Below are 22,399 nucleotides of genomic sequence, written 5' to 3' on the forward strand. Positions count from 1 at the left end.
TGTGCCGATCGCGCCACCGCTATCCGTCAAAGGTGGTGGCGTAATTGAGTTAGCGCGCCAAGGCCGGGGGCGGCCGCCTGGTGTTCGTTCCGTCGCAGAATGGCTTAGTGGGGGCTCGATGGCTTAGTGGGGGCTCGGCACAGGCGGGGCAGGTATCCAAGTTGGGGATATCGGACCGCCTGTGCCGCTCGCGTCACCGCTGTCCGTCAAAGATGGTGGCGTAGTTGGGTAAGCGTGCCAAGGTCGACGGCGATCGGCTGGAGTTCATTCCGCCGCAGATGCCAACGCTTGTCGAGCAGCCGCCCCAAAATGAGGGGTGGGTTCACGAGGCCAAGCTCGACGGCTACCGGACGCAGATCATCATCGGCAAGGGCGGCGTACGTCTCTACAATAAGAACGGCAGGGACTGGACGACAAAATACTGGCCCATCGCCCTGGCGACCGATCTGCCCTGCCAGGCGGCCATTCTCGACGGCGAGGTGATTGTGTCAGGCGTGCGGGGTACGCGCGATTCCCCTGAACTGGAAGCCGCGATATGGAACGAGCCGAGCCGGCTGATGTTCGTCGCGTTTGACATCCTCCATCTCGACGGTCGCAACCTTGCCCCGTTGCCCTTGCTGCAGCGCAAGCAAGCGCTGCGGCAATTGGTTGAGCCTGGACTCGACAAGATCCAATACAGTGAGCATTTTGAGGGCGACGCGCTGGCGATCTTTCGCGCCATCGAGAAAACCGGGCTTAATGGCGTCATCTCGAAACGCGCCGACAGCCGCTACAGAAGCGGACCGTCTAAAACATGGCTGAAGGCCAGATATTCGAGCAAGCCGATTTCAAATTGCTAGGCGACAGTGCTGCGCGGCTGCGAACGCCGCTCCCGCCCCGTTTGCCGTAATATTTCGAATCACGCCGACGCCCGCAGCAATTATCTGCAAATTAGCAATTTCTTAACAATTAATGGCCGCTTATCGTGTGGATAAACGACCGCCGGCCACAGCGGAGCATGCATCGCGGCTACGCTGCACACGGCGCTTGTTAAGAATGCTAGCTGAAAGTTTGCCAAGCTTGACGGTTATGCTATTTTTGAACTGGGGGACGCCCGTCGGCACCGCCTATGGAGGTGGCACTTGCATCCAAAGGCATCAGGCGCCGGCAAGGGGAGCGAGGGGCCTGCTTCTGACGCTGCACACGCCGCCGACGCGCTTCTCACTGACCTTTTGGCGAACACGACCGAACTTTTGTCGTTCTATAATCGCGACTTCCGGCTGACGCACTGCGCAGCCAGGCTCAAAGCCATATATGGTGGCGCGGTGGCTCAGGGTGCCGCCATTTGGGAGATCTATCCGAGCTTCCTCGATTCGCGCTGTCGCGACGAATTTCTTCGGGTGTTCCACGGCGGCTCTCCGACAAGCATCGACTTGCCGCGACAACCGGACGAAGCGCCTCGGTCCGTTTTCGTCTTCGGCACTGCAAATGGTGTTGGTATCAGAGAAACGAGGGAGCACGGCGCACGGAGCGCAGCTGAGGAGCAGGAGCACGTAATCCTGCTCCATCAGGCGACGCACGACGTGCTGACCGGACTGCAGAATCGGCGGCGATTCGGCGAGCGGCTGCAGCAAGCGCTGGCGGCCATTGGCGGACCAAAGCCGAAAGCTGCCCTGCTGCAAATCGACCTTGATGATTTCAAATCAGTCAACGACACGCTCGGCCATGGAGCAGGCGACACGCTTCTGCAGCTCGCGGCAGGTCGAATCCGCGAGGCGCTGCAGGACGGCGAATCTGCCTACCGGTACGCCGGAGATGAGTTCGCTGTTATCCAATTGGGCAAGGAGCAGCCCGCGGGAGCCGAACGTCTTTCCAGATCGCTGGTCGACGCGTTCAAGGAGCCGTTCGTCATCAACGGCATTCCCGTCTTTGTTGGCTCGAGTATCGGAATTGCATTCGGTCCGGAGCATGGGACCGACGGCGAGCAGCTGATGAAAGCCGCCGACATAGCTCTTTATGCAGCCAAGACGGATGGACGAGGTTGCGCTCGAACGTTCAACCGTTCGATGCTGCTCTTGCTCGAGCAACGCGAGAATCTGAGGCGTAGCCTTCGAACCGCGCTAGAGCGGGGCGAACTCTATCTTGAGTATCAGCCGCTCATTCGGCCACCATCGTCGGTGATCGGGTTCGAAGCGCTGCTACGGTGGCGGCACCCCGAGGTCGGGATCATTCCGCCCAGCGTGTTCATACCCGTCGCCGAGGCCGACGGTCTTATGGACGAGATTGGACGATGGGTGCTCGATCAAGCCTGTCGCCAGGCGTTGACGTGGCCTTCCTCGCTGACAGTCGCCGTCAACCTGTCGCCGGCTCAGTTCCTGAATGGTTCGCTGACAGACACGGTCGCTCAGGTCATCGACGCAGTTGGAATCCGAGCTGACAGGCTTGAGCTTGAGATAACCGAAACGGTTCTTCTTGAGAAGACCATCGACAATATCGATACGTTAAATACTTTGAATGTTTTGGGAATACGTATTTCGCTCGACGACTTTGGAACATATTATTCATCGTTGAGTTATCTAAAGAATTTTCCATTCGACACCTTGAAGATAGATCAATACTTCATCACGGACTTGGACACGGACCTCAAAAGCCAGGCGATCGTGCGATCGATCATCAATCTAGCGCACGGTTTAGGAATAAGCGTCACCGCCGAGGGGGTCGAGACGTCGGCACAGGTACGGTGGCTGATCAAGGAGAATTGCGATTGCCTGCAGGGTCATTACCTGGGACGGCCGCTCGGAGCCGAGGCAACCAGCGATTTCGTCAGGCGGTCCCCGCCGAAGGCAAGGCGAACGATGGAGGAATCAAATCGGGCGGTCTGACGCCTTGCATCCTCTGCAACTGTGAAATGGAGCTTCGTAGAAGCGATCGAGGGAGTTGCCGCGCAATTTTTCGATTCGGTGCGAGACTGAGTCATGGCGGAGCGCGGTGAAATTTTCCGCCTCGGAAGTCATCGCCCCACCAGGGATGAAACAAGGGAGGATGCCGATGGGACCTGTTCATCATGACTTGGCCGGCGGGCCGACTTTTGAGCCTATGATCCAGATCGACATGGAAATCAAAACTTTCGTCTCCGCTTGGAGACACTGCGATTATGTCTCGACATACATGGCCCGGATGGTCAGTCAAAACAGGTCAGACTCGGTCCGGCATTCAAATCTCTTTTCCTCTGCCTTCAACGAATTGCTGGAAATCGCCTTTCGTACGCGCCATGCCGACGGCGAACTGGCATGCAGGGTGTCTCGCCACGGCGCCACGGACAGGATCGAGTTGAAGTTTCCTTGCGTGCCAGAAGAGCGCCAGTTCTACGAAGAAGCCGTGTCGCAAGTCGCGGGGTTCGAGGCCAGTGAGCGATATCTTAATTCTGTGTCTGGGGATCTCGCGCCCAGCCGAGAAGTCGCACTCTTGGAGCTCGCCGTCGACTACAACGCGACACTCAGGGTCGAGGAAGCCGACGGCGGTGCGATCAAGCTTGTCGTGGACCTACCGCTTGAAGGCCTGCAACATTGAGCCCTTACGACCTTCTCCCGCGCTTCAAGGCGCAATACGACGCGAACAACCAGGAGTTCTCCATATCGGGGGTGGTCCGGCCTCAGGGGATCGATGAGCTTGGACCCAGCATAGCGTTGCTTCGTGATGCGATCGGCCGTGTGCGCGGCGTTCTCTACGTTAATGTCAGACGCCTCACGCAGATGAACAACGCTGCATTTCACGCTTTTTCAAGGATCATCATTGACGCCTGCCGTGCTCGACCCGAGCTCAAATTTGTCGTCATCACGTCAAGCGTCGTCGGATGGACCTCGCGAAAATTCGGTCGCTTGAGCGGAATCGAACCGAACATCACGATCGAGGAGTATGACAGCCAATTCTATCCGGGGCAGGGCTTCCTCGAAGAAGGCAGGTTCGTCCCAATCCTGCGCACGCAGACAAAAATGACATGGCGCCACGAGCGCGCAATCTTGCCGCGACACGGCATGAGGGCCGGGATGGTCATGGCCGACATCTGTTGCGGGATCGGTGATTTCGCCGTGCTCGTGCAAAAGGAGTTTCAGCCATCGCGGATCGTCGCCCTCGACCACTCCATATCAAGCCTGGATTATGCTCGGCGAGTGATGCGGGAGTTCGATATCCGGGGCATTGAATATACCTATGGCGATGCGTCGGAAATGCTACTCGACGAAGCGCAGTTTGACCTGGTGACCTGCCGGCATTCCCTGCAAATCTTCAATCGACCCGAACTGATCCTCAAGGAACTCTACCGCATATGCAAGCCAGGCGGTCGAGTCTACATTACTAACGAGAAGAATTCGCATTGCCTCGGCGAGCCGCGCGCCGAAAGCATCCGTTGGACATACAACGAGGTGGCAAAGCTGTTCGGGCATTTCGAGATGGACGTCGAGCTTGGGCCCAAGAGCCGGCGATACCTGATCGAAGCCGGATTCGAAGATATACGTGTGGAGACCTTCATGGTCACTAACCTGGACGGCGATCCGCAGGATTTCGCGGATGTCATTGCGGCCTGGGCGGATGTCTATGCGGGCGAGATGGCGACCAGACGCGGCGACGGACCTGAGTTCGTCGCACGGTTCCGGCAGGGCTTCCAGGACCACATTTTCGCCGCGCTCCACCCCAAGGGTTATGCGGGTTGGCCAATTTGGGTCGCATCGGGGCGACGGCCGCAATGAAAGCCGACGATGAGCGTACACCGCGCTTCGGCTTGCGTTCCTTTCGAGCCAAATTCGTATTGGTGGTCGGCGGCGCCGTGCTGTTCGACCTCCTGCTGAGCGGTGGCCTGGCGCTCTGGAACGTTCAAAAGCTGTCGCGCGATGCCACATCGGAAGTCGGTGAGGGCCTGACGACCGCGAACCAGGAATACATTCGGTCCTATGCCGAGTCGACGGCGACAAGTGTCGACTTGTTGCTCGATCGAGTGCACGGGGACGTCAAGGCGCTGGCAGGCGTGCTGCAGGCCCAGATCGACGATCCGAGGAGGCGGCAACAGGTCGGAGCGACCCTTTCGCAGGAGGCGCCCGGCTCCGTAAAGCTCGTCTACGACGCGCAAGGCGATTGGGCACAGAACCTGCCGGGCGCGCCTTCCGTGGTAAGCGTCTGGGGCTACCTGTTGGGCGCCGACCACAATCCTCTGCCGAGCGTTCAGCAGGAAATTGAAGACAGTACTGTGATCGATCTCGTCGCGCCGACTCTCATGGCCAGCGGGTCGTCCAAGCTGCAGATGTATTATATTGGTCCAAAGGAACGGCCGATTTTCAGGACGGTACCGTACACGGACCAGGCACAGACCTTCGACAAGCTCTATCCGGGCCACAACAAGGCGGAGTTCTGGGAGTTCTTCTTTCCGGGAATCTATGGTTCATGGCAGCAATGGGCCAGGGATCCGGCCTCACGTCCGGTCCACGACGACATTACTCAGACAGCGCCTTACACCGATGCAATCACGGGAAAGCTGATCGTCAGCTTTTTCCACCCGCTGTGGACGCGTGATCGCACCGGTATCGCCGGTACGGCAGGGGCAGACATCACGCTCGATCAGCTCTCGGAAGTCGTCGAAAGGGTGAAGATCGCCGAAACCGGGTTCGGCTTCCTCACAATGTCGACTGGCAACGTCGTGGCGATCAATCCGTCCGGCCAGGCGATCATCGGCCTGACGTCATCAAGCGATGCGGCCACGCAGGGTGTTACCGGCTTGGAGAGGTCCCTGCGGGCAAGCACGCAGCCGGCTGTCGCATCGCTGCCTCTCGACCAAAACAATGACGGCGTCATCCAGCACATCATGCTCGACGCCAAGGGTGAACGCGTACCCTACATTGTCGTCCTCAAGAGGTTGAAGCCGACCAATCTGTGGAGTTCGGGGCCCATCAAGTCCGAGGCGATGTCGGTCGGGATCGTCGTTCCCGAACGTGAGATCTATGCGTCCCTGTTCGCCGCGCAGCAGAGTATTTCGCGGGCAACCAACCGCATCCTGCTCTTTCAGATCGCCGCGATCGTCGTTTCGCTTCTGATTGTCTTTGCGGCAGTGCTCGGTATTTCGAAGCGCATCACCGCTGGCCTCAGGGCACTCGCCAGCGCCGCTCAGAGGCTCCAGTCCAAAGACTATTCAGTGCGCGTGAGCATTCCAGCCCGCGACGAGGTTGGAGCGGCAGGGATCGCCTTCAATCGCATGGCTGAGCAGATCAGCTTTCACACGGAAAACCTCGAGCAACTCGTCGACGAACGGACCAGGGAGCTCGGGGATGCAAATGAGGAGATTTCCGCGCTCAACGAAAAGCTGCGGGATGAGAACGTCCGTCTCGGAGCCGAGCTCGCGGTTGCCCGGCGGATTCAGATGATGGTCCTGCCGAAACCATTCGAACTCGAATCAATTCCAGGGCTGGAGATCGCGGCCTACATGCGGCCTGCCGACGAGGTCGGCGGGGACTACTACGACGTCCTGCAGAACGGCTCACGGGTCAAGATCGGCATCGGCGACGTGACCGGTCATGGTCTCGAGAGCGGCGTGCTGATGCTGATGGTCCAATCCGTTGCACGCGCGCTGCAGGAGACCCACGAAGCGGATCCCCACCAGTTTCTGGTTCGGCTGAACAGAGCGATCTATAAAAACATCGAGCGGACGAACACCAATAAGCATCTGTCGCTATCCTTTCTTGACTTTGAGGATGGGCGGGTGACGCTATCCGGCCAGCATGAGGACGTTCTCGTCGCGCGCGCGGATGGGAATGTCGAAAGAATCGATACGCTTGATCTGGGTCTGCCGGTTGGCCTGGAGAATGACATCTCGCAGTTCATTGACACGCGTGAGATCGTGTTCGAAAGCGGCGACGTGATCGTGTTGCATACCGACGGTGTGACCGAAGCGGAGGACGAGGATAGAAGACTGTTCGGGTTCGATCGCCTCTGCCGGAGCGTGCAAAAGCATCACGGCAGGAGTGCCGAGGAAATCAAGACCGGGATCCTCGAGGATCTGATGGCTCATATCGGAATCCAGAAGATCCACGACGACATCACCCTCGTGATCATAAGGCACATATAAAAATGACAGCGCTGTTCGGTACCCCTGACATTGCAATCGGGATGAAGGAGAGTGTCAGTCGCGTGCGGCTGTTCGATGGACCTCTCGACTTGAGTTGGCGTCATTGTGCCACGACCTCGGACTTCATCGCCGATCTTTTCGCGTTGCGCTTTCAGTCCTCTCGCAATGACTACATGGAGGTGCGGCATAGCATCGGGTATCTGGTCAACGAGCTCATCGAAAATGCGGTCAAGTTTCGCGCACCGGGCGAGATCGTGATCGAGGCGTCGATGGATTCGGAGTGCTTCAAGCTCAAGGTGTCGAATGACGTTGACGGTGAAAACGCCTCTCAGTTCCAAAGCCTCCTGGCGGACATCACGGTTGGCGACCCCATGGACCTGCTGATACAACGGATTGAGGCGAATGCCGCGAACCCCGACGAGGGAGGCTCCGGGCTCGGATTGCTGACGTTGATGAGCGACTATGGCGCGCGCCTGGCCTGGATATTCAGCGCCGCCGACGAAAGCGATCGGATTTGCGTGGAGACATATGCCTCCATTCCGATCTCGCAAATTCACAATTAAATAAATCGACGAGGAGCTATGGAAATCAAGACCGACGACTACCGCGTGTGGACTGAAGGAAGCGACATATTTTTCGACGGCGCAATGCGGCTTGCCAGCTCCGAGGCCGGTGCGCCCATCACGGCTTTGGCAATCAGCGTTCTTGCCTCGAATCCTTCTTCCATTACGCTCAATTTGAAGGACCTACACTTTCTCAACTCTTCCGGCATCAACCTGCTGGCGAAATTTACCATCGAGGTGCGCAAGCATCCCGATGTTCGGCTCGTCGTGCGTGGAACGCCCGACATCCCTTGGCAATCGAAATCATTGCCGAATCTGAAGAAGCTGCATCCTGCCTTGCTGCTGTTGATGGACTGACAGGTTTGTCCCGACGTCAATGCCCCTTCAATCGTCAGTTGTTTGATGCGGCGATAAGCCGCCAATTGAATTCGAAGGCAAAGCTTGACGCCCGACCGTTGGGTGCCGCTCGCATGGGCGGCCACGTCCGCGGAGATATGGGTAACGCCCAGCGTCGTGCGCTGCTTGTAGGAGGGAAGCGGACCTCAGCCGTCATGTCGGCACGCAGGCTGGATATCTCCTCGACCTTGACCTGAGCCTGGGCGACAACCGCGGTTTCATCTTTCCCCTGAACCCACTAATGACACGGCCAGATGTGTTGAAACGTTCCCAGGAAGCACGATGAAATCAATTCGGCGCGGTCTTGGCACTTTCGGGCAGGCTGGCGGGTGGCGGACATTCAACAGGTCGGCTTGTCTCGTCTTGCAAACACAGCCATCGCGGGTCAGGGGTGTCAGAGGAGGCGATTGAGCGTTGATGAAGACAATGTTCTGGCTGCCGAAGCCCCTGAGACGCTATGGGAGGTAGTGCGCTGCCTATCCGCGGCAGGAGCCGCTCTTGAACCTGAACAATGTGCCGACGTGGGGTCGGAATAAGACGCAACGGCTACCGCGTGCCTAGCGGCAGCTTATCGATGCCCGGCCTGCGGAACCGGCCTGTCCAACGCTTCAGCGCATTGCAATCAAGGGCAGTGTTGAGGTTTCGGCGTTGTTGCCCGGCGACGACGGCATCATGTATTCCCGGGTGCCAAGGTTCGGCCGCACAACATTATTCCTTTACCGCGCCGGTCATTGAGGAAACATAGTGCTCGACAAAGAATGAATAGAGCACAACCACCGGCAACGACCCGATCAGCGCGCCTGCCATAAGCGCGCCCCACTCATAGACATCGGAGCGAACCAGTTCAGTGAGCACGCCGACTGGCACCGTCTTCTTTTCCGACGATTGAATGAAGGTCAACGCGTAGATGAACTCGTTCCAGGATAGGGTGAAGGCGAAGATGCCAGCCGAGATCAGGCCCGGCACCGACAGCGGCAGTACGATCTTGGTCAGGATCTGCCAGCGGCTCGCGCCGTCGATCAGCGCGCATTCCTCCAGCTCGAAAGGGATAGAACGGAAATAGCCCATCAAGAGCCAGGTGCAGAACGGGATCAGGAAGGTCGGGTAGGTGAGGATCAGCGCGAACGGCGTGTCATACAGGCCGAGCTTGAAAACCATCAGCGATAGCGGGATGAACAGGATCGAGGGCGGCACGAGATAGGCAAGGAACACGGCGAGGCCGACTTGGCGCGCCCCCGAAAACCTCAGTCTTTCGATCGCATAGGCGGCAAGAACGGCGCACACCAGCGACAGGAACGTGGCTGCGGTCGAAATGATGACCGTATTGAGCAGCCAGCCGGGATAGGACGTCTCGAAGAGCAGATAGCGTATATGCTGGAAGGTCGGATGCACGACCCAGAGCGGATTGTAGTTCGCATAGTCGGTCATCTCGGCATTCGGTTTAACCGCCGTGATCGTCATCCAGTAAAACGGAAACAGCAGCACGACGACGAACACCAAAAGCGGCAGATAGACCGTAACCACCCGGCGCGGCAGGCTCTGCAGGTAGCCCATGCCGCCTTCGTCGGTGTTCGGGCGCTCGACTTGCTTGCTCGCGGTCATGTCAGTCTCCGCCGCCTTGCTGCCATTTGCGCCGTTGCAGGCCGAAATAGCTGAACAGGATCGCCGCCAGCAGGAAGGGGATCATGGCGACAGCAATGGCCGCGCCTTCGCCGAGCTGCCCTCCGGAAATGCCGCGCTGGAAGGACAATGTCGCCATCAGGTGGGTGGCATTCACCGGCCCGCCTCGGGTCAGCACGTAAATCAGCTGGAAGTCGGTGAAGGTGAACAGCACCGAGAAGGTCATGGTGATGGCGATGATCGGCGTCAGCAGCGGCAGCGTCACATGGCGGAACAGCTGCCATCGGCTGGCGCCGTCGAGCGTGGCGGCCTCATAGAGCGATTGGGGAATCGTCTGCAGCCCGGCAAGCAGCGTGATCGCGACGAAAGGAATGCCGCGCCAGACATTGGCCGCGATGACCGAGGCGCGCGCATTCGTTGGATCGCCGAGGAAGTTGATCCGGTGGTCGATCAGGCCCATCTGCTGCAGCGCCCAGGACAAGATCGAGAACTGCGAATCGTAGATCCACCAGAAGGCGATGGCCGACAACACCGTGGGCACCACCCAGGGCAGCAGCACCACCGCGCGGAAGAACGACTTGAAGGGCAGTTTTTCGTTGAGGATGAGAGCCAGCCAGAGGCCGAGCACGAATTTCAGAATCGAGGCGCTGACCGTGTAGAGCAGGGTGTTGAAGACCGACAGCCAGAACACGCTGTCGCTCCAAAGATATTCATAGTTCTCGATACCGATATAGATGCCGGGGCGGCCGATGCGGGTGTCGGTGAAGCCGAGCCAGACGCCGAGGCCGAGCGGATAGGTCAGGAACACCAGGAGCAGCGCCGCCGCCGGCAGCATGAAGCCGAGGCCAAGCGTGTTGCGGCTCTCGGCCAGGCGCGACAGGATCGACGGACGCCGCTGAACGGCAACGGACGGCACGGCCATGGCGCGGACTCCCTGCGAGAGACGGTGGAACGTTGGGTGACCGCTTTTCTTCCGTAGCCCGGAAGACATCGCGGCCACCCTGCTTCAGGTGCCCGACAGGATCAGACGCGATAATAGCGGTTGGCCCGCTTTTCGGCCTCTTCCATAGCTTCCTGAGGCGTGGCCTGGCCCGTCACCGCCTTGGCGAACATGTCAACCAGCACGTAGTCGGCCATGGTCGCGGCCGAGGCATAGCCGAGCGGCCCCGCATAGCCGTTGGGCCGCAGCGTCGCCGACGCCTTCGCGTAAGGGGCGTTGTTCGGATCGGCTTTCCACACCGGATTGTTGTCGAAGGCCTTCAGCGTCTGGCAGCAATAGGCGGCCGAGGAGGTGATCCAGTCCGACATTTGCGGATCCTCGAACATGAACTGCAAATAGGCTTTGGCGGCGTTGGGATAGGGCGTGTAGTTGAAGATGACGGCCGTGGTCACCTGGTACAGCTCGACCGACTTTCCGACCGGACCGATCGGCATGTTGGTCGTCCGCATGTCCTTGGCGATTTCGGTCAGCTTCGGATCCTTGTCCTTGTTGACCTTGGCTGTGTTGTAGACCGAGATGCCGTTTGCGATCACGCTCACTTCGCCGGCCAGGAAGGCGCGGTTGTTGTTGACGTCGAGCCAGCTTTCGGTGCCTGGGATGAAGGTCTTGTAGAGCTCCTGCGCATAATGGATCGCCTTCAGCGTCTCAGGGCTGTTGATCGTCACCTTGCCTTTCTCATCGACCATCTGGCCGCCATGGCTCCACAGCAGCCAATGCGCGTAATTGTTACCGTCGCCGACGCCGTGGCCATGCGTGAAGCCGGCCGGATGCCCTTTCGCCTTGAGCGCCTTGCAAAGCTCCAGGAATCCGGCCGTGTCCTTCGGGAATTCCGAGAAGCCTGCTTCCTTCACCCAGCTTTCGCGATAGACGATGGCGTTGCCGATGGTGGCGAGCGGCAGGCCGAGGAATTTGCCCTCGCGCGTCGCATACTGTTTCGGACCGTCGTGCCAGCCGCCATACTTCTTGCCGAGATAGTCGCCCAGTTCCGTCACGTCGAGCAGCTTGTCGGGATACTGGTGCGGGTCGTCGAACCAGACAAGCATCAGATCGGGGCCCGAGCCGACATTGGCCGCGACTGCCGCCTTGGGCCGGATGTCTTCCCAGCTCTCCTTGTCGACGCGCACATCGACGCCCGTCGCTTCGGTGAAGCGCTTGGTATTTTTGAGCCACTGGTCCTCGTCGCCCTGCACGAAAGGCGACCAGCGCAGCAGCCTGAGCTTGGCACCTTCCTCGGGCTTGTAGGTCAGGCCCTCCTGGGCGAAGGCGCTCGAGCCGACGAAGCGGCTGCCCAAGGCTCCGGCGGCCGCGCCGGCGGTCGTGCGGATCACGTCGCGTCTGGTGAACTTCATGCTCGTTTCCTCCTGTTGTTTCCTCGTTGCGTGGCTCTAGTGTGCCGCTGCGATCCGCTGGCCCGTCTCGCCGTGGAACAGATGGATGGGCCCCGGCTCGACCGACAGCCGGATGGTTTCTCCTGGCACGAAGGAATGGCGTTCGCGGAAATTGGCGACGATGTCCTCGCCGCCGGCCGTCCGGCCGATGATCTGCACTTCCGAGCCGGTCGGCTCGATCACCACCACGGTGACCGGAATGCCGTCATCGGCCAATCGAAGATGCTCGGGCCGAACTCCGAGGACCATGGCTTCGCGGTTGCCTATAGAGGGAAGTCCCGGCAAAGGCAGGGAAATGCCTCCCACGCCCCGGAAGGTCGGCGCGCCATCATTGGCGAATGTGCCCTTGAGCAGGTTCATAGCCGGCGAGCCGATGAAGCTCGCGACGAAGAGGTTGTTCGGACGGTCGTAGAGGTCCAGCGGCGGCCCGATTTGCTCGACGATGCCGTCATGCATGACCACGATCTTGTCGGCCATGGTCATGGCCTCGATCTGGTCGTGGGTGACATAGACCGTCGTCGTCTTCAGCCGCTGGTGCAGTTCCTTGATCTCGGCGCGCATCTGGACCCTGAGCTTGGCGTCGAGGTTGGACAGCGGCTCGTCGAACAGGAACACCTGCGGATCGCGCACGATCGCCCGGCCCATGGCGACGCGCTGGCGCTGGCCGCCCGAAAGCTGGCGCGGATAGCGCGACAAGAGCGGCACCAACCCGAGGATTTCGGCCGCCCGCTTCACCCCCGCATCGCTATCCGCCTTCGGAACACCCTTGAGCATGAGCGAGAACCCCATGTTCTCCGCAACCGTCATATGCGGGTAGAGTGCGTAATTCTGAAAGACCATGGCCACGTCGCGTTCCTTGGGAGCAACGTCATTGACGATACGGTTGCCGATCGAAATATGGCCGCGCGAAATCTTTTCCAGGCCGGCAATCATCCGCAGAAGCGTCGATTTCCCGCAGCCGGACGGTCCGACCAGCGTGACGAACTCGCCGTCTTCTATATCGACGCTGACGCCATGCAGGATCTCGGTGGTCCCGAACGATTTGTAAACATCGCTAATCGCGACAGACGCCATCGAACTCCTCCCGATGGACCCAGCGACGTGTCGCGGGGAGCCGTTTGTATCAGGCGTGGTTTGAAACGGATGCCGGCAATGCGGCAATCCACCACTGGCGTCGGCGACGTCTTCCCCCAGATCCCCCGGGTCACGCGACTTTGAAACGGTAGCGCTACCAAATCCGCCTGTAAAGCGGCCACGCACAAACCGCATAGCCGCGGGTCTATGGCCCTAAACCCGCGGCCGAAGGGCGCCATCTTGAAGCTCGGTTGGGGGCAAGTCGGCCGAAGAATACGATCGGGCCGTTGGGGCATTGTCAATCCATGCGGTGATTGAACGCACCTCGATGCTGACGGATGGAGCGGCCATAATTGTGGCATCGGCCACGCGTCGCTGATCAGGCGAAGACACCATTGCGGCTCTCGCGTGGCAAGAGACCCGAACTGACGATATACGGGACCACTAACACCCAACGAATGGCCAGCGCCATCGTTGCCGCCGTTGAGAAGGAAGCTGAAAATGTCTTTGCATAGGATCGCGGTGATCGGCGGCGACGGAATCGGCCCCGAGGTAGTTGAGGCCGGCGTCGAGGTGCTGGAGGCCTTGGCCGCCTCGCAATCCGGTCTTGCCTTCGAGTTCAGGCGCTTCGATTGGGGTTCGGACTACTATCGCCGCAATGGCCGCATGATGCCGCAGGACGGCCTCGCGCAGCTCGAGAACTTCGACGCAATCTATTTCGGCGCGGTAGGCGCCCCGGGCCTTCCCGATGACATCACGCTGTGGGGCTTGCGCCTCGCCATCTGCCAGGGGTTCGATCAGTATGCAAATGTGCGGCCAACGCGCCTTCTGCCCGGGTTGACCGGCCCGCTGCGGCCAGAGCTTGGCCAACAGATCGACTGGGTGATCGTACGCGAAAACAGCGAAGGCGAATATGCCGGTGTTGGCGGTCGCGCCCATCGTGGCTGGCCACTTGAGGTCGGCATGGACGTTGCTGTTTTCACTCGCACCGGTATTGAGCGTATCGCGCGTTTTGCCTGCGATCTTGCCATCTCGCGCCCTCGCAAGCTGCTGACCGTGGTGACCAAATCGAACGCACAGCGTCATGGCATGGTGCTGTGGGACGAAGTTGTGCGCGAAGTAGTCCGCGGCCACTCAGGGGTGACCGTCGACTGGATGCTGGTCGACGCCATGACGCAAAGAATGGTCAATAAGCCCGGCAGCATCGACACTGTGTTGGCGACCAACCTGCATGCCGACATCCTGTCTGATCTGGCGTCGGCGCTTGGCGGTTCGCTGGGAATCGGCTCAACCGCGAACATTGATCCGTCGCGCAACCGTCCGTCCATGTTCGAGCCGATCCATGGCTCGGCATTCGACATCACAGGTAAGGGAATCGCCAATCCGCTTGGATCGTTCTGGACGGCAAGCCTTATGCTCGATCATCTTGGCGAGCACGCCGCGGCGCGGCGCCTTATGGTAGCGATTGAAACCGTCACCGGCCGGGGCGAGCATCTCAGTCCGGACCTTGGGGGGGTGGCTTGCACCGCCGACGTCACCGCTGCAGTGATTGGCGCGCTGTCAGGTCTGAACAGCACGAGTTCATCTCCGCAGGTCGGATAGAGGCCTGGATCACTGTTGCTCGCTTGCAGGTCGCATGACGAGATTCTCTACACAACGACGCGGCCATGAGCTGCTGTATCTTGTTTTGAACTATGCGGCCGAGGAATGGAAACAACTGCCGCGCGAACGGTTCGAGGCCAGCACCCAGTTCGCCGTCCTGTTCGGCGAAAGGTTCGTCGAGCCAATCATGAATCGGCCTCGTGCACAGAACTCCTGAGCGCCGAGCCCGACGTGCCTGCCTACCTGACTTTCCCAAAGGAGCACCAGGCCCAGCTTCACCAATCCGGCGAGATCAACGGGCGCATCGAGGTCGTCGGCATCTTCCCCATGACGAACTGGTGTGCCCAAAAGCTCCGCCTTTTGCCGCTCATCGACCATCGGCCTCGCCTATCAACTCGACATCTGGACGCTGAAGCACCTGCGGTTTCGACCCTTGTCACTGCAAAATGGTCGATCTTGGCCGCGATCTTAAGCGGCGGGATACGGCAGGTGTGCTTGTATCAATCCGGTGATGGGGCTCGTTCGCGCAGTCCAGTCACTAGCGTAAGCGACAGCGCACACAATCCCGCCATCATGAGGAAGCCGGGCGGGCCATAGGCTCCATATAACTGTCCTGATACCCAGACTAGGCCCGCGGTGGCGAGGCCGGGGCCTATCGCGTAGAGGGCCTGCGCGGTGGCGGCAAGATGTGCGGGCACGCTGCTGGCGATAACACGCATACAGGCAAGATGCAGCAGCGCGAAGGTAATGCCGTGAAGCGGTTGAACGAACGCCAGTATCCAGACCTCCGCCGTTTCCGCCTCCACGACCCAGCGCAGGATTCCGGCCACCGCGGCCAGAGCGGCGACTCCGGCCACGCCAAGCCGGCGCAGCAGGATCGGCCCGACCACAAGGAATACCACCACCTCCGCTGCGACGGCTTCCGACCAAAGTATGCTGCTCGCCGCCGTGCCGACCCCCGCCGCTGTCCAGCGGATGACCGAGAAGGTGTCATGCATCGCGTGACTGCCATAGATCAGCGCCGCAATGGCCACGATGCGCCGGAACGTCGGAAGATTGATCAGCTCGCGCAGCCCGCCGATTACGCTTTGCCCGACCGGGTCCGAAGCCCGCTCGGCGCCAGTATCTGATTCCGGTACCAGCGCGGCGGCAGCCAACGCCGCGGCGAGCAGCGCGGCGTACATCCATATGATCGCGCCCAGCTCGAAAACTCGGAGCACCTGGCCAGCCATGAGGGTGCCAGCAACGAAGGCCGCCGATGCCGCACCTCGCACCCAACCGTACTCAAAACCCGGCTCCCGCACCGATGCCCGCGCCGCAAGGGCGTCGGCGAGGGTCGTGATCGGCGCCAGCCCGGCTGACTGGGCCAGATGGACGAGCAACAGAAGAAAGAGGCCTTGCACGCCAGCCAGCCCAAGTGTCGCTGCCACTGCGATCCCGATGCAAACCGCCAGGCAGATGCGGAGAGCGCCGAAAAGATCTGCAATCCGATTGGCGAGCGGTCCGGCAATCAGCCGGGCCGCATTGCCTACCCCGAACAGAACGCCCAAATCTTCAGGTGTCAGGCCACGCGACTCAAAATACCTTGGCCAGAACGGGGACGCTATTCCGAATGCAGCATACATTACGGCATAGAGCGCCAAAAACGCCAGCAGCGGGCCAAGACGTGCCATGCCAAAGTTCTGCCACGGACATGCCTCGCGTTACAGGGGGAATTGGGTCAGTCGACGCCGAGCTCGCGGTGCACACCGGCACAATCGAGCCACTCCGATTAGGCAATGCACAAGGTGCAATATGCCCGCCGATCATGATTGGCACTCCACACGAAACGTGTCGCGATCTTGAGCGCGAGAGGCTCACCTTGCGTGATCTCGAGAACCCTCGATCTTCGTTCCCCTTCAATGGCGCAAATCATTAGCGAGCCCTTGCGACCCGCTTCTTGCGTTTCCGGCTGTTTGGCCGGCGCAGCGCGCGGCCAAGGAACTGGTCTCCTGAAGGACCCTCAGATCGGTGACATATTTTCAATAAAGGCGCCCAGATCGGTCCCGGGGCCACGCCGTCGTCCGAGTTGCTTCGCTAACGACTTCACGTAGTTAATCGTCGCGGCCTTGATCGAAAGCATAGTCGTAGAACTCGGGCAAAGAATCGTAGGCCTGTTCCGCGGTTGCGGCGCCCTGACTCCCTCACGCCGCCGCCCTCTTCATTCTGGCGGCCACCCGACGCGTTCTACACAAATGGGCCGTGGCGATGCGCCCACTGCTGCATTCGTAGGCAAAATGCACGCAGGCAAGAAGTGCCGGCGTTCGCCAGAAAACTTCACCCGACCGAGTATCTGCTGGATGTTGCTGAGGCCGAGTCCAAGCGATGAGCCGTCGCAGCTGCCATGACCTTCTTGGACGACCTGGGGCTCCTCAGTGAGCATCAGTCCGCGACACCTGGCGGTGCTTTTTTACGCGGGCAATGGCCGACTTGCCCACGGTTATCACGCCGCCGCAGTCAATCCTCACCGCCAATTTGTTGGCTTCGTGATCGATGCGGATAATGTCTCCAACAAGAACAAGCTTGTCCCCGGCACGGGTTTTAGGTGGCGCATCGACCGAATAAGGAGATCCGTAAGACGGAATGCTTACTCTGGCACGTCCGCTGGGGAGAACTGTGGTCACGGTGCAGGTCAACGCGACCTCGTCACCGATCTCAAATTCCCGAGGCACACTATAATGTAGCATGGGCATCCTCCGGTGCTTTCCCCATCAATGCCCGGGAAAATAAGTTAGTTGCGTGAAATCTAAAATAAAGAAGCCCACACCTCTCTCTGAAGCCGACGAACGTGAAGGCGGGGGCAGGCTTGGCCGATGCACGGCTGTGATAATGAGACTTAACAGCGGGAACCTTTATCCCCTGTGTTGATTCCTCTGGATGGCCCAAACTGCTCAGGTTGCGCCGCCCATCTTCCCGGGTCACGAGGCCGGGTCGCGAGTTCGTGCCACGGATGTATGGGCTGAAGCGATTCTGATGTCAGCCTGGGACACCCAGTGCGCGCAAAATATAATAGGCCCTATCAAAGGGGAAACCGGGATGAGGTTCGCCGCCATGATGGATCCTGCTGACCAATGGCTGGTCTATGACCGATCAACCGATCTGCCCGCCGAGGCGCGAGACGGTTTGCTGATTGGGCTATCGCAAGCGGAAGCCGAGCGCCTGGCCCAAGAGGCCAACATCAAAGAGATATTGCTGCGCCGGGCAGCGCTGCCACTTCGTCGCGGAGACACGCGTGACAGGCGTCAAATCTCACGCGAGGAGAGTAGAGCGTGACGTCCCCATTATGACCCGAACGACGAAGGGCTCGGGACGTTTCCACGCTGCGATTCTCAATTTTTAAATGCGGACGCCTCTGCGTCTTCGTCTACGATGCGTCCGGCAAGCGGGTCTATTCTGCAACCCTGACAATTTCGCAGTCGTGGCCGCGGGTCGGCAGCCGGCAGAGGATGGTCGAGCGACAGGAACATTATCGCTGTCTTACAGTTTTTTAGTCCCGTGGCACCCTTGGTGGAATCATGGCCGGTTTGGCATTCGCCTTTGTCTATGTTTCCGGGCTGACGAGCCATGACATGCTAGGTGCCGTCGTGTCATTAAGGCGGGGCTGCTTCTCTACAGAGTGCTGCGTGAGGACCAACCAAACCCATAGACGGGCGGACAGGCGAAAGGCGTTCATTATTTGGTGGCGCGAGAGAATAGTCATTCATAGCGCACTAGGCACCCGGACCCTTGGAAGCGGATATCATGCTTTCGCCCAGTCTACGAGGCGGGCACGGGATCATCCAGTTTGGCGGATCCAGCCCAACTGAAAATTCTTGCAAAAGGTGTCGATGAGCATTGCACCAAGAATGCGTTAGCGGCTCAGGAAGTCCATGAAGTCGTGACCTTAAGGGGGTACGCTCTTCAGCCAAGGCATTGCCGACCCCGACAATTGGTTGCGCGGCCTGAGAAGTGCGACCGCAGTGGCCGGGTTAGACTGCGAGGCCCGGCCCAGGCAGTCTGCGTGTCGCTTCGGGCCGAACATGATCGCGCCCGGTGGCTTGTCGGTTCATGATCGGGGAGGGCGGAATACTGCGGCTGCTTACCATAGTGTGAGCAACCGGTCGGGTCGCTTCGTTGAGATAAATTTCGGTCTGTAGGCACAGCGCGAGCGAAAGCTTTCAGGGCAGGTTTGTACTGTCCGCGCTGATGTTTATGCGTGGCGCTGGGGCCCCGCGCGCAAAATCCTCTGCGATGGCCGCACACTTGGACAGCCCCTTTCTGGCTCGGGGAATGTAAGGGGCTTTTTGGTCAGCGTGAGCGGTTTTTGTTCGCGCTGATTTTCTTACCATAGGAGCCCCAGGCTTGTGTGTGCCATGCGCCCATGCCTGCACAGTCAGGCTCTTTGGCTGCCCGGAAGGGCAAGAACAGGTAAAGCAAGTGACGACCGTCGACGTGCGGGGTGCGGGGGGCAAGAATCGACGGTCGTCGGAATGAGAGGGACCATGGATTCAGCAAACTGCGTTGCGGGAGGTCCTTCCGTTTTATGACTTGATTCGGCTCGGATGAACAGTGGCTTGGAGCCGTTGTGGCGTCTTCAGTTCTTCAGAGGTCGCCTTGTTTGGGCGTGGCCGCGTCAAGAGTTTCGCTGGATTGGTTTGGATGCCACTTCAACTCGAGCTTGTCTCGCCGTCCGCCTCGGCGATCTTGTCGAGCACCGCTTCGGGCGCGACGTCGCGTTTTAGCTCGGTCAATTCGTCGTCCGTTTCCGTGCCGACATTCAGGGCGCGGGCAATTTGCTCGGTCATTTTGATAAGCTTCGTCGTCTCGTGCTCGTTAAGCAGGCTGACCTGAAGATCCAGATCTGCCCGAGCGTCATCTGCAGCAGCCATTCGATTCTGGTTGATCAGGACGAAAGTGGAGAGGAAGATCGCTTCCACGGATGCGAACATCGCCAGGACCACCAGGGACGGATCCCACGGCCGGACAAAGCTCACCGGCCCGATGTTGCAGGCTATCCAGGCGCCGAAAAGACCAAGGTGGATGTAAACGAAGATCATGCTGCCGGCGAACTTACTGATCCCGGCCGCTACCCGTTCTTCCATCGAGGCTGACTTCGCATCTCGGTTGCGGCGCTCGACGATCGCCTCGATGTTTCGGGCTAGGGCCGGCGCAAGTCCATCCGCAGCGGGCCTGGTCGGGGTGGTGCGGCCCTCATCTTCTACCGAGGCGCTGAGGTTCATAGCTCTCTCCTTGCTGTCCTTCTAACTTGCAGATCGACATTTCGCTCCACGCGGCAATGAAGCACTGCTTCGACGATCTCTCGCTTTGCACAGGACACGTTGGCGAGATCTGTGGGCCCTGTTACTCTCCACTTTAGCATCGGGAACCATCCGCCTCGCGACCGGATTATGGTTTGCAGGCCGCAGCGGACCTGGTGGCAAAGAGAACAGGTCTGGTTCTCCGGCTTCACGCCCTGGCCAAGGAAAAAGCAGTCGAGCTCTTGTCGCACCCGGCCCGCTCCTATCTGGCGTGGGGCATCGAATGGCAGAAGGCAGACAATCCACCGGGGGCGGCGTCGAAGTGCGCAAAGGCATGCCGAGCCCGCGTGTCGCGGAGGGGGAGTTCAAGCAGCGCTCCACGAAGCCGGTCAAGGGTCGTCGATGCTGAAGGACGCAGGTGGCAAGCTGACCGCCACGGCGCAATCGATCAGCGGCGTATTCGCCGGCGATGAGGTCATGAAACGCCCTCTGGCGAGCTACACATTCCAACATATGGAGATTGCCTCCTATACGATCCTCATCGCCGCGGCCAATGCCGTGGGCGAGGGCGAGGTCGCACGAGTGTGCGAACAGAACCTGCGCGAAGAGCAAGCCATGGCCGAGTGGCTGAAGGACAACCTTCCGCAAGTCACCCAGACCTTTCTGACGCGCGCGGAGGCCGACAGCGCCAAGCGCTGACTCCGACCGGGATCGAAACTGGCAGCCTGCCGCGGTCGCAGACGGCGCGGGTTCCTCAGTTCCTGCCCGCGCCGCGGCCCCGGCGCAGCGGCGAGGGGTGAATCATCTCAGGGCATAGAGGTAGGCGGCGATATCTCGCGCCTGCTGCTCGGTAATCCTCGTTGACGGCATGGCGGTATGCGGATTGATTTCCCTGGCCGAGCGTATCCAACGGATCAGATTCACGGGATTGTTCGCCAGCACGCCGCCCACAAAGACGCGGCCAGCAAGGCTGCCGTCCAGTCGAGGCCCGACCTGACCTTGCGCGCCGGGCACGCCGGTAATGATATGGCAGCCGGAGCAGCCGTTCGCAGTCATGATCGGAATGGCCCGGGCGCCGACGCCGCCGGTCGCGATGTCCGATTCGTGCCGGACGCGATCGAGCCGCTCGGACCACAAGGTCGCCGCCGCGCCTGCTGCGCTTAGCAGCAGGACCGCGGCAAGCGCGCCCCCGATCGATCTAGCCGGGCCGAAGGCCATCTGTTGCCTCCCTGGTTGCGCTGTTGCTTATCCAAAGGCCGGCGAGCAGCAAGGCGGCTCCGCCATAGATCAGGCCAGCCGGAACCCACATCACCAGCCCGGCGAGTTGCTGATCCTCGATGGGGCTCAGGCCCCAGAGTGCGGCGTTGGAGGCATTCTCCGGATACCAGAGTTTTGGCGACATCAGCAGCAGCACGCCGAGCAGGCCGGTATGAAGCGAGGTGAAGAAAAGATGCATGACGCAACTGCCATAGGTTTGCTGCCGACCGGGGCGCGGCAGGAGCACCCACCAGAACAGCAAGGCGGTACCGAGGAAGCTCGCATGCTGGGCATAATGCAGCACGCCTTGCCGGAGCGCAGCCTCGAACAGGACGGGGATGTGCCAGATCCAGATTGCGATGCCGTGGATGATCGTTGCGTTGAGGGGCCGGGTGGCAGCGGTCCAGACCGCTTGTAGCACTCTGCCGCGCGTGAGCTTTCCCGTCCCCCGGCGAAGCGAGCGCGGTAATGCCCATATCAAGGCAACGCCGGGACAGGCGGCGACAAGGAGCGGCGCCGTCACTGCCATCAACAGTTCATGCTCGATCATGTGGGCGGCAAACACCCGTTCGCCAAGTGCATGGATCGGACTGACCAGCGCTGCCGTCAACACACCCCAACCAGCGCAGAACAATAGGCCTTGTCGAAGCCGCTCGGGGCGGCCGCGAGCGCTGCGACGCCATAGGCGGCTTGCGCCGGCCCAATAGACGAGCGCGATTGCGGCCAAGGGAAGCGTGATAGGCAATGCAAGCGTCCAACCGGCCTCGGGCGCGCCGGCGCCGTAACAAATCGAGGTCGAGAAGAACGCGTCGAAGCTCATCGCAGGCATTCGTCGAGGATGAGCGCCGCGCTGCCTTGCATGATGATGACGAGGGCAAACAGCAATGCCGCAAGCATGGCGAGGTCTGCGACGAACTGCTCGGTGCTGCGCGTTCGCCCCGGCTTGAAGGCGGCACCGCCCTGCCGCTTTGCCCGCCATGACAGCGCGCCGCCGAGCAGAGAAAGCGAGGCGAGCACCAGCGCCGCCGGAAGCACGACCGGCACCTGGCGGTTGCACTGCCACGGCACAAGCGCGTAGTTCAGCTGAGTCGAGATCGCCCAAGCCATGGGCCCTGACAGCAGACCACCCCAGGACG

Annotated in this window: 21 protein-coding genes; 10 read left to right on the forward strand and 11 right to left on the reverse strand. The window is 60.2% G+C overall.

Going from position 1 to position 22,399, the window contains the following annotated elements; translation table 11 throughout:
* Nucleotides 1-224: 224 nt before the first annotated feature.
* The 7 genes from YU3_RS0119910 to YU3_RS0119940 all read left to right on the forward strand — a co-directional run bounded on the left by YU3_RS0119910 (nt 225) and on the right by YU3_RS0119940 (nt 8,007).
* Nucleotides 225-839 carry an RNA ligase family protein gene (locus YU3_RS0119910; protein ID WP_027167902.1) on the forward strand — a complete coding sequence of 205 codons (615 nt, stop codon included), beginning with the start codon at nt 225-227 and terminating at the stop codon, nt 837-839.
* A 372-nt stretch (nt 840-1,211) separates the two neighbouring features.
* Nucleotides 1,212-2,861 (forward strand): EAL domain-containing protein, encoded by a 1,650-nt coding sequence (locus YU3_RS0119915; RefSeq protein WP_036258983.1) that lies wholly within the window; start codon nt 1,212-1,214, stop codon nt 2,859-2,861.
* A gap of 160 nt (nt 2,862-3,021) precedes the next feature.
* A complete protein-coding gene (locus YU3_RS0119920; protein ID WP_245273567.1) occupies nt 3,022-3,549 on the forward strand; it encodes a ubiquinone biosynthesis methyltransferase UbiE in 528 nt (175 codons plus the stop codon).
* Nucleotides 3,546-4,724 carry a class I SAM-dependent methyltransferase gene (locus tag YU3_RS0119925; protein ID WP_027167905.1) on the forward strand — a complete coding sequence of 393 codons (1,179 nt, stop codon included), beginning with the start codon at nt 3,546-3,548 and terminating at the stop codon, nt 4,722-4,724. Before YU3_RS0119920 ends, YU3_RS0119925 begins: the two co-directional genes overlap by 4 nt.
* Nucleotides 4,721-7,087 carry a SpoIIE family protein phosphatase gene (locus YU3_RS0119930; protein ID WP_027167906.1) on the forward strand — a complete coding sequence of 789 codons (2,367 nt, stop codon included), beginning with the start codon at nt 4,721-4,723 and terminating at the stop codon, nt 7,085-7,087. The genes YU3_RS0119925 and YU3_RS0119930 overlap by 4 nt, the downstream gene beginning before the upstream one ends.
* A 2-nt stretch (nt 7,088-7,089) precedes the next feature.
* Nucleotides 7,090-7,650, forward strand: coding sequence for an ATP-binding protein (locus YU3_RS0119935; protein ID WP_027167907.1), 561 nt, complete (start codon nt 7,090-7,092; stop codon nt 7,648-7,650).
* Between the two features lie 18 nt (nt 7,651-7,668).
* The gene (locus YU3_RS0119940) at nt 7,669-8,007 is read left to right on the forward strand and encodes a hypothetical protein (protein WP_027167908.1); all 339 of its coding nucleotides are present in this window, start codon (nt 7,669-7,671) and stop codon (nt 8,005-8,007) included.
* 747 nt (nt 8,008-8,754) lie between these two features.
* On the opposite strand, the gene YU3_RS0119945 is transcribed toward YU3_RS0119940, so the two are convergent.
* From YU3_RS0119945 to ugpC, 4 genes are all read right to left on the reverse strand, one after another.
* On the reverse strand, nt 8,755-9,648 hold the full coding sequence (locus tag YU3_RS0119945; protein ID WP_027167909.1) for a carbohydrate ABC transporter permease: 894 nt from the start codon (nt 9,646-9,648) through the stop codon (nt 8,755-8,757).
* Nucleotide 9,649: 1 nt separating this feature from the next.
* The gene (locus YU3_RS0119950; RefSeq protein WP_027167910.1) at nt 9,650-10,588 is read right to left on the reverse strand and encodes a sugar ABC transporter permease; all 939 of its coding nucleotides are present in this window, start codon (nt 10,586-10,588) and stop codon (nt 9,650-9,652) included.
* 101 nt (nt 10,589-10,689) lie between these two features.
* Nucleotides 10,690-12,015, reverse strand: coding sequence for an ABC transporter substrate-binding protein (locus tag YU3_RS0119955; RefSeq protein WP_027167911.1), 1,326 nt, complete (start codon nt 12,013-12,015; stop codon nt 10,690-10,692).
* A gap of 36 nt (nt 12,016-12,051) precedes the next feature.
* The gene (gene ugpC, locus YU3_RS0119960) at nt 12,052-13,128 is read right to left on the reverse strand and encodes a sn-glycerol-3-phosphate ABC transporter ATP-binding protein UgpC (protein ID WP_027167912.1); all 1,077 of its coding nucleotides are present in this window, start codon (nt 13,126-13,128) and stop codon (nt 12,052-12,054) included.
* 501 nt (nt 13,129-13,629) lie between these two features.
* Between ugpC and YU3_RS0119965 the strand changes: the two genes are divergently transcribed.
* Entirely contained in the window at nt 13,630-14,730 is a 1,101-nt protein-coding gene (locus tag YU3_RS0119965) for a tartrate dehydrogenase (protein WP_027167913.1), read from the forward strand.
* Nucleotides 14,731-14,820: 90 nt separating this feature from the next.
* Here YU3_RS0119965 and YU3_RS41310 read toward each other — a convergent pair whose 3' ends face one another.
* The 3 genes from YU3_RS41310 to YU3_RS0119980 form a co-directional block, all read right to left on the reverse strand.
* On the reverse strand, nt 14,821-15,108 hold the full coding sequence (locus tag YU3_RS41310) for a hypothetical protein (RefSeq protein WP_027167914.1): 288 nt from the start codon (nt 15,106-15,108) through the stop codon (nt 14,821-14,823).
* Between the two features lie 122 nt (nt 15,109-15,230).
* Nucleotides 15,231-16,403, reverse strand: coding sequence for an MFS transporter (locus YU3_RS0119975; RefSeq protein WP_027167915.1), 1,173 nt, complete (start codon nt 16,401-16,403; stop codon nt 15,231-15,233).
* A gap of 738 nt (nt 16,404-17,141) precedes the next feature.
* Nucleotides 17,142-17,456 carry a hypothetical protein gene (locus tag YU3_RS0119980; protein ID WP_027167916.1) on the reverse strand — a complete coding sequence of 105 codons (315 nt, stop codon included), beginning with the start codon at nt 17,454-17,456 and terminating at the stop codon, nt 17,142-17,144.
* Nucleotides 17,457-17,805: 349 nt separating this feature from the next.
* On the opposite strand from YU3_RS0119980, the gene YU3_RS40700 reads away from it, so the two are divergent.
* The gene (locus tag YU3_RS40700; protein WP_156913529.1) at nt 17,806-18,042 is read left to right on the forward strand and encodes a hypothetical protein; all 237 of its coding nucleotides are present in this window, start codon (nt 17,806-17,808) and stop codon (nt 18,040-18,042) included.
* 1,373 nt (nt 18,043-19,415) lie between these two features.
* Here YU3_RS40700 and YU3_RS0119990 read toward each other — a convergent pair.
* Entirely contained in the window at nt 19,416-19,988 is a 573-nt protein-coding gene (locus YU3_RS0119990; RefSeq protein WP_027167918.1) for a DUF1003 domain-containing protein, read from the reverse strand.
* Nucleotides 19,989-20,156: 168 nt separating this feature from the next.
* Here YU3_RS0119990 and YU3_RS42145 point away from each other — a divergent pair, with 168 nt between their 5' ends.
* Nucleotides 20,157-20,705: a DUF892 family protein gene (locus tag YU3_RS42145; RefSeq protein WP_084508157.1), complete on the forward strand. Its 549-nt coding sequence runs from the start codon at nt 20,157-20,159 to the stop codon at nt 20,703-20,705.
* A gap of 102 nt (nt 20,706-20,807) precedes the next feature.
* On the opposite strand, the gene YU3_RS0120000 is transcribed toward YU3_RS42145, so the two are convergent.
* From YU3_RS0120000 to YU3_RS0120010, 3 genes are read right to left on the reverse strand one after another with little or no spacing between them, the layout of a single operon-like run.
* Complete coding sequence (locus YU3_RS0120000; protein WP_027167919.1) at nt 20,808-21,224, reverse strand: c-type cytochrome; 417 nt, start codon at nt 21,222-21,224, stop codon at nt 20,808-20,810.
* Nucleotides 21,205-22,083, reverse strand: coding sequence for a cytochrome c oxidase assembly protein (locus tag YU3_RS0120005; RefSeq protein WP_027167920.1), 879 nt, complete (start codon nt 22,081-22,083; stop codon nt 21,205-21,207). Before YU3_RS0120005 ends, YU3_RS0120000 begins: the two co-directional genes overlap by 20 nt.
* Nucleotides 22,080-22,370 carry a hypothetical protein gene (locus YU3_RS0120010; protein ID WP_245273558.1) on the reverse strand — a complete coding sequence of 97 codons (291 nt, stop codon included), beginning with the start codon at nt 22,368-22,370 and terminating at the stop codon, nt 22,080-22,082. The genes YU3_RS0120005 and YU3_RS0120010 overlap by 4 nt, the downstream gene beginning before the upstream one ends.
* Nucleotides 22,371-22,399: the final 29 nt, after the last annotated feature.

Origin of the sequence: Mesorhizobium sp. WSM3224 (assembly GCF_000427725.1) — a bacterium.
Taxonomy (GTDB): Bacteria; Pseudomonadota; Alphaproteobacteria; order Rhizobiales; family Rhizobiaceae; genus Mesorhizobium.

Excerpts from the sequence above, each read along its gene's own strand:
- YU3_RS0119920 (WP_245273567.1), top strand. The coding sequence starts at position 3,022 with ATGCCGATGGGACCTGTTCATCATGACTTGGCCGGCGGGCCGACTTTT.
- YU3_RS0119930 (WP_027167906.1), top strand. The coding sequence starts at position 4,721 with ATGAAAGCCGACGATGAGCGTACACCGCGCTTCGGCTTGCGTTCCTTT.
- YU3_RS0119935 (WP_027167907.1), top strand. The coding sequence starts at position 7,090 with ATGACAGCGCTGTTCGGTACCCCTGACATTGCAATCGGGATGAAGGAG.
- YU3_RS0119940 (WP_027167908.1), top strand. The coding sequence starts at position 7,669 with ATGGAAATCAAGACCGACGACTACCGCGTGTGGACTGAAGGAAGCGAC.
- YU3_RS0119945 (WP_027167909.1), bottom strand. The coding sequence starts at position 9,648 with ATGACCGCGAGCAAGCAAGTCGAGCGCCCGAACACCGACGAAGGCGGC.
- YU3_RS0119950 (WP_027167910.1), bottom strand. The coding sequence starts at position 10,588 with ATGGCCGTGCCGTCCGTTGCCGTTCAGCGGCGTCCGTCGATCCTGTCG.
- YU3_RS0119955 (WP_027167911.1), bottom strand. The coding sequence starts at position 12,015 with ATGAAGTTCACCAGACGCGACGTGATCCGCACGACCGCCGGCGCGGCC.
- ugpC (WP_027167912.1), bottom strand. The coding sequence starts at position 13,128 with ATGGCGTCTGTCGCGATTAGCGATGTTTACAAATCGTTCGGGACCACC.
- YU3_RS0119965 (WP_027167913.1), top strand. The coding sequence starts at position 13,630 with ATGTCTTTGCATAGGATCGCGGTGATCGGCGGCGACGGAATCGGCCCC.
- YU3_RS41310 (WP_027167914.1), bottom strand. The coding sequence starts at position 15,108 with ATGGTCGATGAGCGGCAAAAGGCGGAGCTTTTGGGCACACCAGTTCGT.
- YU3_RS0119975 (WP_027167915.1), bottom strand. The coding sequence starts at position 16,403 with ATGGCACGTCTTGGCCCGCTGCTGGCGTTTTTGGCGCTCTATGCCGTA.
- YU3_RS0119980 (WP_027167916.1), bottom strand. The coding sequence starts at position 17,456 with ATGCTACATTATAGTGTGCCTCGGGAATTTGAGATCGGTGACGAGGTC.
- YU3_RS40700 (WP_156913529.1), top strand. The coding sequence starts at position 17,806 with ATGAGGTTCGCCGCCATGATGGATCCTGCTGACCAATGGCTGGTCTAT.
- YU3_RS0119990 (WP_027167918.1), bottom strand. The coding sequence starts at position 19,988 with ATGAACCTCAGCGCCTCGGTAGAAGATGAGGGCCGCACCACCCCGACC.
- YU3_RS42145 (WP_084508157.1), top strand. The coding sequence starts at position 20,157 with ATGGTTTGCAGGCCGCAGCGGACCTGGTGGCAAAGAGAACAGGTCTGG.
- YU3_RS0120000 (WP_027167919.1), bottom strand. The coding sequence starts at position 21,224 with ATGGCCTTCGGCCCGGCTAGATCGATCGGGGGCGCGCTTGCCGCGGTC.
- YU3_RS0120005 (WP_027167920.1), bottom strand. The coding sequence starts at position 22,083 with ATGAGCTTCGACGCGTTCTTCTCGACCTCGATTTGTTACGGCGCCGGC.
- YU3_RS0120010 (WP_245273558.1), bottom strand. The coding sequence starts at position 22,370 with ATGGCTTGGGCGATCTCGACTCAGCTGAACTACGCGCTTGTGCCGTGG.